Annotated in this window: 13 protein-coding genes and 1 pseudogene; 11 read left to right on the top strand and 3 right to left on the bottom strand. The window is 53.9% G+C overall.

Annotation, left to right across the window (positions count from 1 at the left end):
• The first annotated feature begins 126 nt into the window (after window positions 1–126).
• A complete protein-coding gene (locus ACZ5N7_RS03370) occupies window positions 127–1,290 on the top strand; it encodes a Gfo/Idh/MocA family protein (protein WP_464657404.1) in 1,164 nt (387 codons plus the stop codon).
• Between the two features lie 123 nt (window positions 1,291–1,413).
• Window positions 1,414–1,971, top strand: a complete 558-nt coding sequence (locus tag ACZ5N7_RS03375) for a thermonuclease family protein (RefSeq protein ID WP_464657405.1) — start codon at window positions 1,414–1,416, stop codon at window positions 1,969–1,971.
• Between the two features lie 29 nt (window positions 1,972–2,000).
• On the opposite strand, the pseudogene ACZ5N7_RS03380 reads toward ACZ5N7_RS03375, so the two are convergent.
• Window positions 2,001–2,305: pseudogene (locus ACZ5N7_RS03380) on the bottom strand (MMPL family transporter); the annotation flags it as partial.
• Between the two features lie 264 nt (window positions 2,306–2,569).
• On the opposite strand from ACZ5N7_RS03380, the gene ACZ5N7_RS03385 reads away from it, so the two are divergent.
• The 3 genes from ACZ5N7_RS03385 (at window position 2,570) to ACZ5N7_RS03395 (ending at window position 6,814) form a co-directional block, all read left to right on the top strand.
• Window positions 2,570–4,285, top strand: coding sequence for a DNA repair helicase XPB (locus ACZ5N7_RS03385; RefSeq protein WP_464657406.1), 1,716 nt, complete (start codon window positions 2,570–2,572; stop codon window positions 4,283–4,285).
• Entirely contained in the window at window positions 4,275–6,260 is a 1,986-nt protein-coding gene (locus ACZ5N7_RS03390; RefSeq protein ID WP_464657408.1) for a helicase-associated domain-containing protein, read from the top strand. The genes ACZ5N7_RS03385 and ACZ5N7_RS03390 overlap by 11 nt, the downstream gene beginning before the upstream one ends.
• 92 nt (window positions 6,261–6,352) lie before the next feature.
• A complete protein-coding gene (locus ACZ5N7_RS03395; protein ID WP_464657410.1) occupies window positions 6,353–6,814 on the top strand; it encodes a YlbF/YmcA family competence regulator in 462 nt (153 codons plus the stop codon).
• Window position 6,815: 1 nt separating this feature from the next.
• On the opposite strand, the gene ACZ5N7_RS03400 is transcribed toward ACZ5N7_RS03395, so the two are convergent.
• Complete coding sequence (locus tag ACZ5N7_RS03400; RefSeq protein WP_464657412.1) at window positions 6,816–7,832, bottom strand: asparaginase; 1,017 nt, start codon at window positions 7,830–7,832, stop codon at window positions 6,816–6,818.
• A 45-nt stretch (window positions 7,833–7,877) separates the two neighbouring features.
• Here ACZ5N7_RS03400 and ACZ5N7_RS03405 point away from each other — a divergent pair, with 45 nt between their 5' ends.
• The 6 genes from ACZ5N7_RS03405 (at window position 7,878) to ACZ5N7_RS03430 (ending at window position 13,153) form a co-directional block, all read left to right on the top strand.
• Window positions 7,878–8,141, top strand: coding sequence for a YlbG family protein (locus ACZ5N7_RS03405; RefSeq protein WP_464657414.1), 264 nt, complete (start codon window positions 7,878–7,880; stop codon window positions 8,139–8,141).
• A gap of 323 nt (window positions 8,142–8,464) precedes the next feature.
• Window positions 8,465–8,902 carry a hypothetical protein gene (locus ACZ5N7_RS03410; RefSeq protein ID WP_464657416.1) on the top strand — a complete coding sequence of 146 codons (438 nt, stop codon included), beginning with the start codon at window positions 8,465–8,467 and terminating at the stop codon, window positions 8,900–8,902.
• Window positions 8,903–9,062: 160 nt separating this feature from the next.
• Window positions 9,063–9,974: a selenium metabolism-associated LysR family transcriptional regulator gene (locus ACZ5N7_RS03415; protein WP_464657418.1), complete on the top strand. Its 912-nt coding sequence runs from the start codon at window positions 9,063–9,065 to the stop codon at window positions 9,972–9,974.
• Between the two features lie 83 nt (window positions 9,975–10,057).
• Entirely contained in the window at window positions 10,058–10,918 is an 861-nt protein-coding gene (locus ACZ5N7_RS03420) for a PHP domain-containing protein (protein WP_464657420.1), read from the top strand.
• Entirely contained in the window at window positions 10,908–11,786 is an 879-nt protein-coding gene (galU, locus tag ACZ5N7_RS03425) for a UTP--glucose-1-phosphate uridylyltransferase GalU (protein WP_464657422.1), read from the top strand. Before ACZ5N7_RS03420 ends, galU begins: the two co-directional genes overlap by 11 nt.
• A gap of 35 nt (window positions 11,787–11,821) precedes the next feature.
• Window positions 11,822–13,153 (top strand): UDP-glucose dehydrogenase family protein, encoded by a 1,332-nt coding sequence (locus ACZ5N7_RS03430; protein ID WP_464657424.1) that lies wholly within the window; start codon window positions 11,822–11,824, stop codon window positions 13,151–13,153.
• Between the two features lie 163 nt (window positions 13,154–13,316).
• Here ACZ5N7_RS03430 and ACZ5N7_RS03435 read toward each other — a convergent pair whose 3' ends face one another.
• Window positions 13,317–15,101, bottom strand: a complete 1,785-nt coding sequence (locus tag ACZ5N7_RS03435; protein ID WP_464657426.1) for an Rqc2 family fibronectin-binding protein — start codon at window positions 15,099–15,101, stop codon at window positions 13,317–13,319.
• Window positions 15,102–15,245 lie beyond the last annotated feature (144 nt).

The following is a 15,245-nucleotide window of genomic DNA, read 5'->3' on the forward strand; positions in this document are numbered from 1 at the left end:
GCATTTTGCCGGACGGACGGGTAACCGGGCCTGTCGGGCATTCAATGTAAGCGCAACAGACAAAGCTGTCAGCGGTTGGGGCGAGAGGCCCGGCCGCAGCGGAATTCACAAGGGAGGCGTAAAGCAATGGAAAAAGTGCGAATAGGCGTCATCGGCTACGGAAATATGGGCTTTTCCCATGCCGATTACCTGCACAAAGGAGAGATCGAGGGAGCTGTACTGGGCGCCGTCTGCGATACCGATCCCCGAAAACTGCAGAAAGCGAGGGAGAAATTCGGCGATTCCACACAATATTTTGAAAGCGCCGAGGCTTTGCTTGCATCCGAAGCCGTAGACGGAATTTTGGTGGCGACTCCGCATTATGACCATCCGACGATCGCGATCGAGGGCTTCAAGCATAACCTGCACGTATTGATTGAAAAGCCGGCCGGAGTTTACACGAAGCAAGTCCGTTTGATGAACGAAGCGGCGGCGAATTCCCGCAAAGTGTTCGGCATCATGTACAACCAGCGCACGAATCCTTTGTATCAGAAATTGAAGGACCTGATCTCTTCCGGAGAGCTTGGCGAAGTAAGAAGAACTAACTGGATCATCACCAACTGGTACCGCTCCCAAAGCTACTATGATTCCGGCGGCTGGCGCGCCACCTGGGCCGGCGAAGGCGGCGGCGTCCTGATCAACCAGGATCCGCACCAGCTGGATCTGTGGCAGTGGACGACCGAAATGATGCCGAGGAGAGTAAGGGCCTTCTGCCAATTCGGCAAATACCGCAATATTGAAGTGGAAGACGATGTCACGGCATACGTGGAATATGAGAACGGCGCTACAGGCCTGTTCGTGACCACTACCGGGGAAGCTCCGGGGACGAACCGTTTTGAAATTACGGGCGACAACGGCAAGCTTCTTGTGGAGGACGACAAGCTTACATTCTACCGGCTCCGCACCCCCGAGCCTGAATTTAACCGCACATGGAGCAAGGGCTTCGGTGCGCCTGAATGCTGGACATGCGAGATCCCTGTGGCGGGCAAAACAACAGGCCACGCGGGAATCACGCAAAACTGGGTGAACGCCATCAGGGGCGGCACTCCGCTGCTCGCGCCAGGTGAAGAGGGACTTAAAGGCCTGACGCTTTCCAACGCCATGTATCTGTCCACATGGACTGATAACTGGGTTGACCTGCCTATCAATGAAGATTTGTTTTACGAGAAGCTCCAGGAGAGAATCAATAATTCTACATTCCGGAAGAAAGCTGGCGAAGGCCAAATTCTGGATGTCAGCAATACGCACTGATCTTTAACGCGAGCAAATCTCCGCTGCAGGCCGCAGTGGAGATTTTTTCTTTTCAAAAAGCATGGCATACAGTAAAGTAATTAACGACTGCACAGATCAACCGGAAGGAAGTGGACAGCTGCTATGAAGAGAACAGCCGGTTTGGCGATGATCCTGGCAATGACAATCGGGCTGCTGGCAGCCTGTGGGGGCGGTGCAAAGGAAACAGCCTTGAATGGGGAAACCCTGCAGAGGATTTACAAAGCCTACCCTTCTTTAAAGGATAAGAAATACTCCGTGGCAGAGGTAAAACGGGTCGTGGACGGCGATACGTTCGAGACCGGGGAAGGGGACAAGGTGAGGTTGATCGGAGTAAATACGCCGGAAACCGTAAAGCCCAATTCCCCTGTGGAAAAATACGGAAGGGAAGCCAGCGATTTCACAAAGAAGAAGCTGACCGGCAGAACGGTCATCCTGTTTCAGGATGCCGGGGATCAGGATAAATACGGCCGGCTGCTGAGATATGTCTTTGTCGAGCCGGAGGATGTGATGTTCAACGAAATCCTGGTCAGGGACGGTTATGCCAACGTATCCACCATTCCGCCTAATGTCATGTTCGTGGGCAGCTTCCGAAAGCTTGAGAAGGAGGCGCGGGAAAAGAAGAAAGGGCTCTGGGCCGATCCGGACGGCGCTAAAAAATAGCGGCCGGGAGCCCGCCCGCCATTTCCCGTTCACCTGCCGCCCATCCACCGGGGAGCCCACCAGTTTGCGCGGCCGAGCAGCTTCATCAGGGTGGGGACAACAATGACGCGGATGCAGGTGGCATCGATGAAAACGGCGGAAAAGAGCCCGAGCCCGAGCGCTTTTGTAATTTCAATGTCTGTAAAAATAAAGGAACCGACCACGACAATCAGGATAAAAGCGGCGCTTGTTATGAGGCTTCCCGTTTTTGGAGCTCTTCCGCCGTGCTCCTGTCGTTGTCTCCCGTTTTCTCATATTCTTCCATAATCCTTGAGATTAAAAAGACCTCGTAGTCACCCCGGGGGAGTGAAGAATTTTGTCGGAATAGGCCTGGATTTCCCGGATGGCAGCTTCGTCATACGTTTTCCTCATCCCCGTGCCCCATTTCCATTGTTTTTTCATCGTGCAGTCTAGAAGATTAGGTTTCACAGATCGCCCGATTTTTATGGGCCGCTGCGGCAAGCTTCGATCTTGATCTATTCGGCCTTTTCGAAAGGACAAGGTTTTTGCTTTTTCTGGGCATACTAGCAGGTGTAGCTAAAGGACAACGGAGGGGCCCATGAATTATTACAAGGATCGGCCGCTGGTCGTGCAGAGCGACTTTACGGTGCTGCTCGAGGCGAAGCATCCCGATTTCGAGGAAGTGCGCGGGACGCTGGCCCGGTTTGCCGACCTGGTCAAGAGCCCGGAGCATATCCATACCTACCGTATATCGCCTCTGACGATATGGAACGCAGCGGCTGCCGGATGCAGCGAGGAAGAGTCGGTAACGTTTCTGCAAAATCATGCCAAACTGGATATTCCCAAACTTATACTGGACGAGATCAGGCAGTCTTTCAAGCGCTACGGGATGGTTCTAATGGAAGCGGCCGAGGACAGGGAAGACGAACTTCTGCTGACGATCGGCGATCCCGAGCTGCTTAAGGACTTGCTTTCTTATCCGTCCCTGGAGCCGTACCGGCTGAGACAGGTGGACTCCAACAGGCTCCAGTTTCCTTCGGTGTACAGGGGGACGCTGAAGCAGGAGCTTACCCGCCTAGGTTTTCCGGTGGAGGATGCGGCAGGCTATCATCAAGGGGAATTTCTGGATGTTTCCTTGCGTACGGAATCCGCGTCAGGGCATGCTTTTCGTCTGAGAGAATACCAGCAGGAGGCGGCGGACAGCTTCTACCGTTCGGGACGCAAGCTGGAGGGAAGCGGAGTGCTCGTGCTTCCCTGCGGAGCGGGCAAGACGGTGGTCGGAATTACGGCGATGAGCCGGACCAAGTGCGCGACGCTTATCCTTACTACGAATGTCACTTCCGTCCGCCAATGGAAGCGGGAAATACTGGACAAAACCGGGCTGACTGAAAGAGAGGTCGGCGAATACGCCGGCTCTGTCAAGGAAGTAAGGCCGGTGACCATTGCCACGTACCAGATTCTCACATACCGCAAAAGCAAAGACGATGCGTTCGTCTATATGAATTTGTTCAACGAAAGGGACTGGGGTCTGATCATTTACGACGAAGTGCACCTGCTTCCGGCGCCGGTGTTCCGGGTCACCGCGGATATCCAGGCGACCCGCCGTCTCGGTTTGACCGCCACTTTAGTCAGGGAAGACGGCCGCCAGGAGGATGTGTTCTCCCTGGTAGGCCCCAAACGGTACGACATGCCGTGGAAGGAGCTACAGCGGCAGGGTTGGATTGCAGATGTGGAATGTTCCGAGATTCTTGTGGGGCTGCCGGACCGCGAGAGGGACCGGTATGCCGCCTCTGAGCCCAAGCAGCAGATCCGGATCGCCGGAGAGAATCCTTTGAAGGCTGAAGTTGTCCTGCGTCTGGTGGAGAAGCATCAGGGACAGCCGACGCTGATTATCGGCCAGTATCTCGATCAACTGAAGAAGCTGGCTTATGCGACCGGGGCTCCGATGATCAGCGGGGAAATGCCGCACGAGGCGCGCGAGGCCGTTTATTCCGATTTCAAGTCTGGGGCCGTCAAGCTGCTGGTGGTTTCGAAGGTAGCGAATTTCGCCGTGGATTTGCCGGATGCCAAGGTCGCTATCCAGGTCTCGGGGAGCTTCGGTTCGAGACAGGAGGAGGCCCAGCGGCTGGGAAGAATTTTGAGGCCGAAGCCGGGGGACAACAAAGGGTATTTCTATTCTCTCGTATCCAAAGACACTAAGGAACACGACTTCGCCGTGAACAGGCAGCTTTTTCTCATAGAACAGGGATACCGGTACCGGGTGGAAGAGGGAGAGGATTATTTGGCCGGGAGGGTGTGTATTAATGAACAGTAGGCAGTTGATAGAGAAATTGCCGGAAGCGGTAAGGAAGCAGATGGATCTTTGGCTGAGGAGCCCTGCGCGGCAGGGGGACGAGCAGCTTGGGTCTTTTTCCGATGAAGATCGGGTCCGGCTGCGGTTTGCGGCGCTGTCCGCTCTCGAACAGAAGACGCTCGAACTTGTCGTTAAGCGGCTGGGTGCGACCCCTTTTGACGGAAACCGGCTGTCCAGGGAAATCGGAGCATCGATGGCCGGAGCGGAAATCGAAGCGGGGTTCATTCTTTTGCGGCAAAAAGGGTGGCTGTTTACCTTTCGAAAAGCGTGGGGAGAGCTTCTTTACTTTATGCCGAGGGACACCTTTGCCCATCTTCAGCCGCTTGTGACGAGTTCCATCGAAAAGGCGGAAACGGCGATCGAACCTGAAGCCGTGCAAGGCAGAGGATGGGTCTGGGATTTGTTCCACAGCTTGGTGTATATCGCCAAAAACGAATTGAAGCTGACGCAAAAGGGAACGCCGAACAAACGCCAGCTCCAGAAGCTTTCGGAAATCATCTCTCTCGGGGAAGAGGATTTGTCGGGGACTTTTTCCTATGCGCATGACGATGTTTACGAACCCCGGACCGCTCTGGTGCTCGACTGCCTGCTCCGGTTGGAGCTGATAAAGAAATCGGAGGGTGCTTTCGTCGTCGAACCTGAAAGATTGGCTGAGTGGCTGCAGCTAAGGGGAGAAGAGATGGAGGCGGCGCTGTATGGGCTGTGGAAAGAGCAGCAGTTTCCCGAAGACATACGCCAGCAGCATCTTGCCGTACTGCTCGAACGGCTTCCCCGGGGAGAATGGGTGTCAATCCGCTGTGTTCAAACCTGGCTGGACGATAATGGAGTTTCCGCCAGCGGTAGGGACCCGGAGGCGGAAGCCGAAGGTTGGATGAGCTGCTTTCTTCGTCCCCTTGCTTGTTTCGGCTGGATTCAGACAGGGACGTCCGGCGACGGCCGGAGATGGCTGAGAAGGCTTTTTCATACGAAGGAGGAAGCGCTGCTGGCCGAGGAGATGAATGAACGGTTCCTCGTTCAGCCGGATTTTGAAATTATGGTCCCTCCCGGGGTTTCGTTTGCCGACCGTTGGGAGCTGGAAGCGGCGTCGCAGCATCTGAGCTCGGATGGCGTTTCCCTGTACCGGATCACGAAGGAAAGCTTCTTATTCGCATGTGAAAACGGAAGAACGGCGGAAGGTGTCCTGCACTTTCTTGAGAGCCGTTCCATGTACGGATTGTCCGGCAACATCGTCTCCACGCTGCGCGGCTGGGGGGAACAGTACGGCAGAACGCAGCTTCAGGAGGCGGTTCTGCTCCGCTGCCGGGACAGGGAAACGGCGGAAGCCGTGGAAAGAATGGAATCGGCGGCCCCGCTGCTCTTGGGAAGATTGGGGGAAAAAGATTTCATTGTGAACGCCGCGCAGAAAGAGGAGTTGGAAGAGCTGCTTTACCGCTCGGGTCTTTCACCGAAAAAAATGGACAAAAGCTCAGCCGGATCCTCCGCGACGTTTCCTTTTCTTGCGGACGCCACGGCTGGAACATATGAATTACAGCAGATGGCAGGCGTTACGCTGAACAAGGTTCTATCCGGTTGGCCGGACGCGGCCAAAGGAATCATTTACAGCCGGACCCCCGCGCTGTATTACGAAATGGAATCGGCTCCGGCAAGTCTGCAGGAGTGGAAGCGGAGATTTACTGAAATTCCGGCAAATTGGATGAAAGATTACCGGTCTTATCATCTATCCACAAGAAAAGAAATCGCGGCGGCCGCGGTGAGACTAAAGACCCATCTTCAGTTAAAACGGCAAGGCTCCGATATTCGCATCATCCCGCTCAAAATCGTTGAACAGGCCGGCGGATGGAGCATTGTAGGCGTCAGGGAAGGGAAGGAAGAAACGATTTCCTCGAAGGATTGGGAGGAAATGAAGCTCGTTATGCCCGCGATAATCGAAAAATAATTCATTTTCCATGGGAAACTGGGCGAGTAATATGATATGATTGTGTCAGTTGCATAATCATATCAAGAAGAAAAGGATGGACTTAGTGTACAATGAGCGTTATTGAAGCCAACACGTTGGACATGGCCGCTGTTCTTGTGCAGGCCTACGAAGTCGGCGACATGATCAAATCCTCCGTCGAAATGGCGGATTACTTATATTGGAAGCAGCGTAAAGACTCTGACCCGGAAGCGCAGAAGCTGCTGGCGCTTTTTCAAAAAAAGAAAGCGGCATTCGAGGATTGCGAGCGGTTCGGCCATTTTCACCCGGACTATCACGCGGCTCTGGAAGCGGTCCAGGAAGTGCAGGACCTTTTGGATGAAGTCGAATCCGTGAAGCGCTTCAGGCAGGCGGAGGCGGCGCTGGACGAAATGCTGCATTCCGTTTCGTCGACGATCGCCTACGCAGTGTCCCAAAGCGTGAAAGTGCCGAGCAACAGCTCCAACACCGAGGGCGGAAGCTGCTCCTCCGGGGGCTGCTCCTCCGGAGGAGGCTGCTCGGGCGGCTGCGGCTAGGCTATTCGCCGCGGCGAAGCGTGAAATCCGGCTCCGTGCGGCCAACCTCTTTGCCCTGCCAGTTGCGGACGGGAGGACGGTGAAACTCTTCCAGCTGCGCATATTCCTTCTCCGACAGAAGCTGAAGCTGTACAAGCGTCTCCATCACGGCGGCGTACAATGCTCTGACCGACCCGTCCTCAACCTTGACGACGATCCCCCAGCCCTGTTCGGGAACCGCCAAGGCATAGATCGCCTCCGCGCCCATTTTGCCGATAATGCGGCCGCCCGTCGCTTCGATAAGGCGGGTGTCGTAACGGCCGCTTCCCGCCAGGTGGAAGGGATTCGCCCGAATGGCTGCAAGGATGCGGTGACAAGCCTCGGCTCTCTCCGGGGGCAGCTTGTCGGGGCGGGCCAACCGGCTGTAGGCAAGGGCAAGGCTCGCGATCGGCATGCCGAACACCGGAACGCCGCAGCCGTCGATTCCGAGCCGGATCTCATCGGGCGATAAGCCGCACATTTCGCTGACGGTTTGCAGCATCGCCTGCTGGACCGGATGGCCGATGCTCAAGTAATCGTCAGAGGGCACATTCATCTGCGCGCACAGCGCAAGCATCCCAGCATGCTTGCCGGAGCAGTTGTTGTGCAGGCTACCCGGGGTCTGGTGGATTTGTTTCAGCGCTTTCGCGGAACCGGGATGGAAAGGATAATGCGACCCGCATTGCAGGTCGGAAATGCCGAATCCGACTTTGCCAAGGATGGAAAGCGCTGTCCGGATGTGCCCATACTCGCCGTTGTGCGAAGCGCAGATTAAGGCAATTTCCTCCTCTGTCAGTCGGAAATGATCCGCCGCGCCGGATTCGATCACAGGAATGGCCTGGATCAATTTGGCGGCAGACCTCGCGAAGGTAACAATCCGGGGATTCCCGGCAAAGAAGGGAACCCTTCCGCCGGTATCGGCTACGGCAATGTGGCCGCGGTGCTGGCTTTCCGTTATTTCTCCACGGGTAATTCGGACGATGAGTTCGGAAGTATACATTTGCATCACTCCATACGATTTTTTAATAGAAAAGAGGTCTTTACCATGTTTATCGAACGCTGCGGACTCATCATCTGGGTCAGTGACCTTAAAGCCGCCAGGAACCTGGAACGCTACGGTTCGCTTCATTACATCTCCAAAAAAATGCATTACGCCGTGCTGTACGTGCATGCGGACCGTTCGGAGGAAGTTATGCGCAATATTCAACGCCTTCCATACGTGAATAAAGTGGAAAGGTCTTTCCGGAACGAAATCAAAACGGAATATAGTAGTAATATAACAGACAAAACGCGGTTTTACTCGTTGTAGCAGTTTTTCTTAAAAGAAAGCTGAAGTTCGTTATAACGAAACGAGACTTTCTTTTGAAAAATGCAAAATTCCGCGGCCGATGAATGAAAAAGAGGCAATAAACCGGACTTTAAAACGGCTCGTTTATGTTAATGTTAAAAGAAAGATATCCCTCGTTAGGGAGGAGCCGGCGTGGGACGGGCTTTTTTTACCGCAAAATAAATCTTAATAGAATTTCAATATTAGTAGATTTTTAAATGGAAATTTACGGGAAACTGTTGTAGAATAAGATCAGCTTATTTAACTAGTCTTTTAGACCCATTTTGACGGAGAGGAGAAAAGTCGTGAGGGATAGAATAATGGACAGGTGGAGTACTTATGAGCCCTTTTATGTTCAGTTAGGCGACAAGAAAGTTGCTGACATTGTGATCACAAACCATGCTCGCATCCGATGGGCAGACCGGATCGAGAACGAAAAGACAAGCATCGAAGATATCGCTTTATTTTTGTGGGACCGGCTTAAGAATGAAGGGATTCAATCTTATTACAGAAATGAGCAGGACGTGTATTTGATCGATGAAGATATCGTCGTGGTTGCGGAGTTCGCGAACCTGGAAAACGAAGTCGATATTGCCGGAAATCCTCTCCATAAGATGATTATCGTTACTTTCCTTGGCAGGATGTCAGAGACGATAGAGCTAAGGGACCTTAAATCATATTATTCCTGGCTCAGGCATTCACGCAGGATGACACTGATCAAGAACAGCCGCAAGCGTAAATAACGGTTTTTTTTATACTCTCGATGTAAAACATGGTTTACTTCGGGCTCCTTTGAGGAAGGGGCTTTTTTGTTTGATTGCAGGGGATGTGTGGTGTACTCACTTTCATCCAATTTTGGTATAGTGTATGTAGGAAGCTTCTAATCGGAAAGCGGGGGACCTCATGGCATTGAATTTTCATCAACTGCACATCTTTTACACCGTCGCGGAAAAAGGCAGCTTTTCCTACGCAGCCCAAGCGCTGCATATGACCCAGCCGGCAGTGACGATGCAGGTGCAATCATTGGAAGAATACTTCGGGACAAAGCTCTTTCAGCGATCCACCAAAAAAATCGAACTGACGGAGGCCGGAAGGGCGTTGCTGCCTTTTGCCAAACGCAGTATCGAGCTGATGAAGGAAACGGATCTGGGCATGTCCAAATTCACCCATATGCTGCAAGGGCGACTTCAGCTTGGGTCCTCCTTGACGATCGGGGAGTATATCCTGCCGCGGCTGCTTGGACCGTTCTCCAAACTGTACCCGCAAATTAACGTTTCGCTGAAAGTGATGAACACCTCGCAGATTATTGAGGATATCCTGAACCACCAGCTCAATTTCGGATTGGTGGAGGCGCCCGTCCATCATCCCGATGTACATACGGAAGCGGTGTTAAGCGACGAACTGCTGCTCATCGTTCCCTCGGACCATCCTTTGTCGGGAGACAGGGAAGTGACGATGGATGAGGTGCTCGAGTATCCGTTTGTGTTGAGGGAGCAGGGCTCCGGCACAAGGCAGGTTATGGAGCAAGAGCTGGAAAGAAAAGGGATCAGCGGCAGCCCGATGCAAATCGTCATGGAGCTTGGCAGTACGGGGGCGATTAAATCCGCGGTTGAAGCGGGCCTCGGGATCTCAATTTTGTCAAAGTCCTCGGTCAAGCACGAAGCGGCTTTGGGCCTGCTGAAGGCCAAGCGGATTCAGGGAGTCGATTTTACCAGGAGCTTTTACTCGGTCTATTTGAATTCCACCTTGCTGCCGATTTCGGCTGTGACGTTCCTGGCTTTTTTGCGGGAAAAAGATTTGAGCCAGTGGCTGTAACTTAATATAATGCATTCGCTTCATATTCCGAAAACATTCGACAGTTACAATGAAGATGCGGAAAGGTCGCCAGGAGGAGAAGGATGAACAACACATTAGCGGATTTACATTCGCATACAAACAGCTCGGACGGAATGCAGCCTTCAACGGAGAATGTGCGGATTGCCAAAAGCAAAGGTTTGAACGCAATCGGCATCACCGACCATGATACCGTTGCCGGTATCCCGGCGGCTGTAGAGGAAGGCGAGAGAATCGGGATTACGGTAGTGCCGGGTGTGGAAATCAGCACTCATGCCGGAGGCCAGGACATTCACGTGCTTGGCTATTACATCGACGTCGCTGACGACACACTGCTGTCCCGCTTGGAGGAGCTTCGCAGAACGAGGGACCGGCGCAACGAAATGCTGATCGAGCGTCTTCGGGAGCTGGGAATAGACATCACAATGGATGAGGTACGGGAACATCTCGACACAGTCAAAGCGCTGGATGAGACCATCGGGCGGCCGCATATTGCGAACGCACTGGTGAAGAAAGGTGTCGTCTCGTCCATGCAGCAAGCGTTCGAGATGTATTTGGGAAAAGGGGCGCCGGCTTATGTGAGCCCGGAAAGAATCCATCCCAGGCAGGCGATCGACTGGATTCACGAAGCGGGCGGTACGGCTGTGCTCGCCCATCCGGGCTTGTATGACGACGACGCGTTGGTAGCGGAGCTGATCGATTATGGGCTGGACGGGATCGAGGCCTACCACTCGGAGCATTCGCCTGAGACGGAGGCCAAATATGCCAGGCTGGCGGAGAGCAATGGGCTGCTTATCACAGCCGGCTCCGATTTTCACGGCGAACGGGAAGGCATCGTCTATCACGCCCAGATCGGAGCAAGGACTATAGATGCAGCTGTGCTCGACGGTCTGATGAGACGGAGGGGCGGACACCATGAAAATTAAAAAAGCGATCATCCCCGCGGCGGGGCTCGGAACCCGCTTCCTTCCCGCTACCAAAGCGCAGCCGAAAGAAATGCTGCCGATCGTGGATACCCCTGCGATTCAATATATTGTGGAAGAAGCGATTCAATCGGGCATTGAAGACATCATGATCGTCACGGGGCGCAATAAGCGGGCGATCGAGGACCATTTTGACAAGTCGTTCGAGCTCGAAGCCATATTGGAGGAAAAGGGAAACGACGAGCTGCTGAAGATTGTGCAGAGGGTTTCCAATCTGGCGGATGTGCACTACATCAGGCAAAAGCAGCCGCTCGGTCTGGGCCATGCGATACTGTGCGCGAGAACATTCATCGGCAACGAGCCGTTTGCGGTGCTTTTGGGAGACGATATTATCCGCTCGGAGCCGCCCGGCCTGGCCGTTATGATGGACCTCTATGAAAAGTATCAGGCTTCGGTCATTGCCGTACAGGAAGTGCCTTGGGACGATGTCGACAAATACGGGATCATCTCGCCTTCGAAGACTCAGAACGGAGCCATGTTTATAGCTGATTTGGTGGAAAAACCGGAACGCGAACAGGCGCCTTCGAATCTGGCGGTTATCGGGCGTTATATTATTGAACCGGAAATTTTCCGGATTCTGGAGAACAGCCCGCCCGGAAAAGGCGGTGAAATCCAGCTCACCGATGCGCTGCGCGTCTTGAACGGAAGCAAGCCGATGCTGGCTCACAGAATAACGGGCAAAAGATATGATGTGGGCGACAAGCTGGGCTACATCGAAGCGACGATTGAGCTTGCCCTGGAGCGCAAGGATCTGCAGCCGCAGCTGAAACAATATTTATCGTCGCTTGTGAAAACCTGGAACAATCAGTAGAAAGCTTATGTCAATCCCAGTCGAGGAGGTTTGTCATGCCACAATCGATCACTGTCGTCGGCACCGGCTATGTCGGGCTTGTATCGGGAACCTGTTTTGCCGAAATCGGGCATAAGGTTATCTGCGTGGACCGCGATGCGGCCAAGATCGAGATGCTGAGGAAGGCGCAGATCCCGATTTACGAGCCCGGTTTGAAGGAAATGGTGGCTCCGCTTTTGCAAACGGGAAGGTTAAGCTTTACCACTTGTCTGGAAGAAGCGGTGGCCGCCTCGGACATTATTTTCATTGCCGTGGGCACCCCTGCGCTTGCAAACGGGGATGCGGACCTTAGCCAGGTGGAAGGAGCGGTCAAACAGATCGCCATTAGTATGAACGGGCCCAAAGTGATCGTCATGAAGAGCACTGTGCCCGTAGGCACCAACAAACAGGCGGAGCAGTGGATGCGGGAGGCGATGCCCGTGACTTTTCCTTTCAGCATCGTGTCCAATCCCGAATTTCTAAGGGAGGGCTCGGCGGTGCGGGACACTTTTCATATGGATCGTGTCGTGATAGGGGCCAGAGAAAGCGAGGCCGCCGCCGTCATCGCAACGCTGCATGAACCCTTCGGGTCCCAGGTGCTGCACACCGACCCTGAAAGCGCCGAATTGATCAAATACGCCTCGAACGCTTTTTTGGCGGCGAAAATATCGTTTGTGAATGAAATGGCGAATGTTTGCGAAAGAGTCGGGGCGGATATCGGTCTGGTAGCGAAAGGAATGGGTCTGGACCGGCGCATCGGCAGCGCCTTTCTGGGCGCGGGCATCGGCTACGGAGGTTCGTGCTTTCCCAAAGATACGGCAGCCCAGCTAAGGATCGCCCAGAACGTCGATTACGACTTCAAAATCTTGCGCTCGGTGATCGAAGTCAACCGCCTGCAGAGGGAACGTTTTGCGGAGAAAATTATAACGGCCCTTGGCGGTGAGGTGGAGGGGAAATGCATCGCGGTGATGGGCCTCGCTTTTAAACCGAACACCGACGATTTACGCGACGCTCCATCGCTAGACATCATTGAGATCCTGCAGCGCAAAGGCGCCCGCATCCGGGCTTACGATCCAGCCGCCTTGCATAGCGCCGTCAGTCTGCTTCCTGATATGGAACCATATGAAGATCCTTATGAGGCGCTCACTGATGCCGATGCGATGGTCATTGTAACGGAGTGGGACTCGGTCAAAGAACTGGATCTCGGCAGAGTGAAACGGCTTCTGAATCAGCCGTTGGTAATTGACGGGAGGAACTGCTACCCGGTAGACGATATGCGCAAGGCGGGTTTCAGGTACATCTCGATCGGACGTGAAGAAGGGGTGCCGTTTTTCGAGACGATCCAGTAGCCGGGGGTAACTGAAAAAGGAGGCATCTCATCCGCAGACAGATCTGCTTCCGAGACACCCTCCTTTTGAAAAGCTTATGCTTTCTGCCGGCATGTAAGAGCTTGGCACTATATTTGAATAGACTCCGGTGTAAGTTTTCCTCCACAGTCTTCAAACGGGTTTGTTACTTTACGGCAACAGGCAGTTTCTTGATCAGGTCCGTATCCGGTGTGACGAACAGTGTTTTCTGATGGTCATAGATCACAAACCCGGGCTTCGCGCCGCCGGGTTTGCGGACATGGCGGATCAGGGTATAATCCACGGGTACCTGGCTTGACTCCCTTGCCTGGCTGTAGTAGGCCGCCAGAGTGGCGGCTTCCGTCAGCGTCCTGTCGCCGAAGGTTCCGCTGCGGATCACGACGTGCGAGCCTGGTATATCCTTCGTATGCAGCCAGGTGTCGGACGGATGGGCAAGCCGGTTGGTGAGATACTCGTTCTGCGAGTTGTTTTTGCCGACATAGATCGGAACGCCTTCGCTGGAGGTATAACAGGCTAAAGCCGGCTTGTCGGTTTTCTTTTTCTTTTTGCCTTTTTTGCTCCGGTCGCGGATGTATCCCTGTTCGACCAGCTCCTCGCGGATTTCTTCGATATCCGACAGGGAAGCGTGATGGAGCTGGGCCAGCAAATTATCCAGATATACGATCTCCTCGCTCGTTCTCTCCATCTGCTCCTGCACCACGGCCAGGCTGTTCTTCATTTTGGTATACTTTTTAAAATAGCGCTGGGCATTCTCCGACGGAGTAAGCAGCGGATCCAGCGTTATGCGGATCGTACCCTGCTGCTCGTCATAATAGTTGATGACCTGGATCTCTTTGTCGCCTTTGTGGACGGCGTGAATCGAGGCGGTCAGCAGCTCCCCCAGAATGCGGAATTGATCCGCTCCCTTCGCGTCCTGCAGCGTTTCTTGCAGTTTTTCCAGCTTTTTGATGTTCTTGTTTTTCTCGTTCTGCAGAAAGCGGAGCAGGTCGGACACCCGCTGCTTCACGGTATCTCTCTCCGCTTTGTCCCCGTAATACTCCTCCAGGCATTCGCTCACCGAATGGAAAAAAACGGAGCTGCCCTGCAGGTGAGCCAGTTCAATGACCGAGAAGAACGATTTGCCGGAGCCTTCCTGCTCGATTATCACCGGTTTATACTCGTGCCGGGAAACGGACTGCATCACCTCATGAAACGCAGACCACAGCACTTCGGAATCGATCTCTTCTAAAAGTGCGTAAGCCGAATGCCCGCTGCGGTGCACGATTTCCCGGGCCGAGAGCGGACTGACGCCGCTGAACCGCTGCACGATCCACTGCTCGGCTTTCAGGCCGGCCGCAGCGGCAGGGATATCTTCCGCTCCCGGGTCCGGCAGTTCTTTCGTTAAATCTTCAAAAGATCGACGGTCGATAGCGAGAGGGTTCGCTTTGTGCTGCTCCGGGGGGGCGGTATAGGCGCTTCCGGGCATAACAATCCGATACGTGCTGATAGCCGGAGTGACGTGGTGGATTCCGTCCAGTATCGTGCCGGTGGCCGTATCGGTAAGGATCAGATTGCTGTGGCGTCCCATCAGCTCCATGATCAGTGTCTTCGAGCTGATATCTCCGAGCTCGTCTCTCTGCCTGACCTGCAGGCGAATGATCCGCTCCAAGCCGTCCTGTTCCACTTTCTCGATCGTGCCGCCCTCGCAGTGCTTCCGCAGCAGCATGCAAAACATCGGAGCTTCCGAAGGGTTCATAAAGCTCATTTCCGTGAGGTGCATGCGGGGATAAGTCGGGTTTGCGGAAAGCAGCAGCTTCACATTGCTTCCCTGGGCGCGGATCGCCATCACGATGTCATTCTCGGTGGGCTGATGTATTTTACCGATGCGTCCGCCGACGAGCATTTGCAGCTCATGTGCGAGCGCATGCAGGACAAGTCCGTCTAAAGCCATAACTGACACTCCATTCCATTAATTGCCTTAGAAAAAAAATCCTAGCAATTTTCATAACCGCGCATTTCATTATAATCCGCTCTTATCATGCCATAAGGAGAAGAGACACGTCAATTCGCCGGCAGAGAACGGGGTCTGACCACC

Source organism: Paenibacillus sp. JCM 18996 (assembly GCF_055392555.1).

What these genes read in the sequence shown, in the direction of transcription:
- ACZ5N7_RS03370 (WP_464657404.1), top strand. Translation starts at nt 127, where the DNA reads ATGGAAAAAGTGCGAATAGGCGTCATCGGCTACGGAAATATGGGCTTT.
- ACZ5N7_RS03375 (WP_464657405.1), top strand. Translation starts at nt 1,414, where the DNA reads ATGAAGAGAACAGCCGGTTTGGCGATGATCCTGGCAATGACAATCGGG.
- ACZ5N7_RS03385 (WP_464657406.1), top strand. Translation starts at nt 2,570, where the DNA reads ATGAATTATTACAAGGATCGGCCGCTGGTCGTGCAGAGCGACTTTACG.
- ACZ5N7_RS03390 (WP_464657408.1), top strand. Translation starts at nt 4,275, where the DNA reads ATGAACAGTAGGCAGTTGATAGAGAAATTGCCGGAAGCGGTAAGGAAG.
- ACZ5N7_RS03395 (WP_464657410.1), top strand. Translation starts at nt 6,353, where the DNA reads ATGAGCGTTATTGAAGCCAACACGTTGGACATGGCCGCTGTTCTTGTG.
- ACZ5N7_RS03400 (WP_464657412.1), bottom strand. Translation starts at nt 7,832, where the DNA reads ATGTATACTTCCGAACTCATCGTCCGAATTACCCGTGGAGAAATAACG.
- ACZ5N7_RS03405 (WP_464657414.1), top strand. Translation starts at nt 7,878, where the DNA reads ATGTTTATCGAACGCTGCGGACTCATCATCTGGGTCAGTGACCTTAAA.
- ACZ5N7_RS03415 (WP_464657418.1), top strand. Translation starts at nt 9,063, where the DNA reads ATGGCATTGAATTTTCATCAACTGCACATCTTTTACACCGTCGCGGAA.
- ACZ5N7_RS03420 (WP_464657420.1), top strand. Translation starts at nt 10,058, where the DNA reads ATGAACAACACATTAGCGGATTTACATTCGCATACAAACAGCTCGGAC.
- galU (WP_464657422.1), top strand. Translation starts at nt 10,908, where the DNA reads ATGAAAATTAAAAAAGCGATCATCCCCGCGGCGGGGCTCGGAACCCGC.
- ACZ5N7_RS03430 (WP_464657424.1), top strand. Translation starts at nt 11,822, where the DNA reads ATGCCACAATCGATCACTGTCGTCGGCACCGGCTATGTCGGGCTTGTA.
- ACZ5N7_RS03435 (WP_464657426.1), bottom strand. Translation starts at nt 15,101, where the DNA reads ATGGCTTTAGACGGACTTGTCCTGCATGCGCTCGCACATGAGCTGCAA.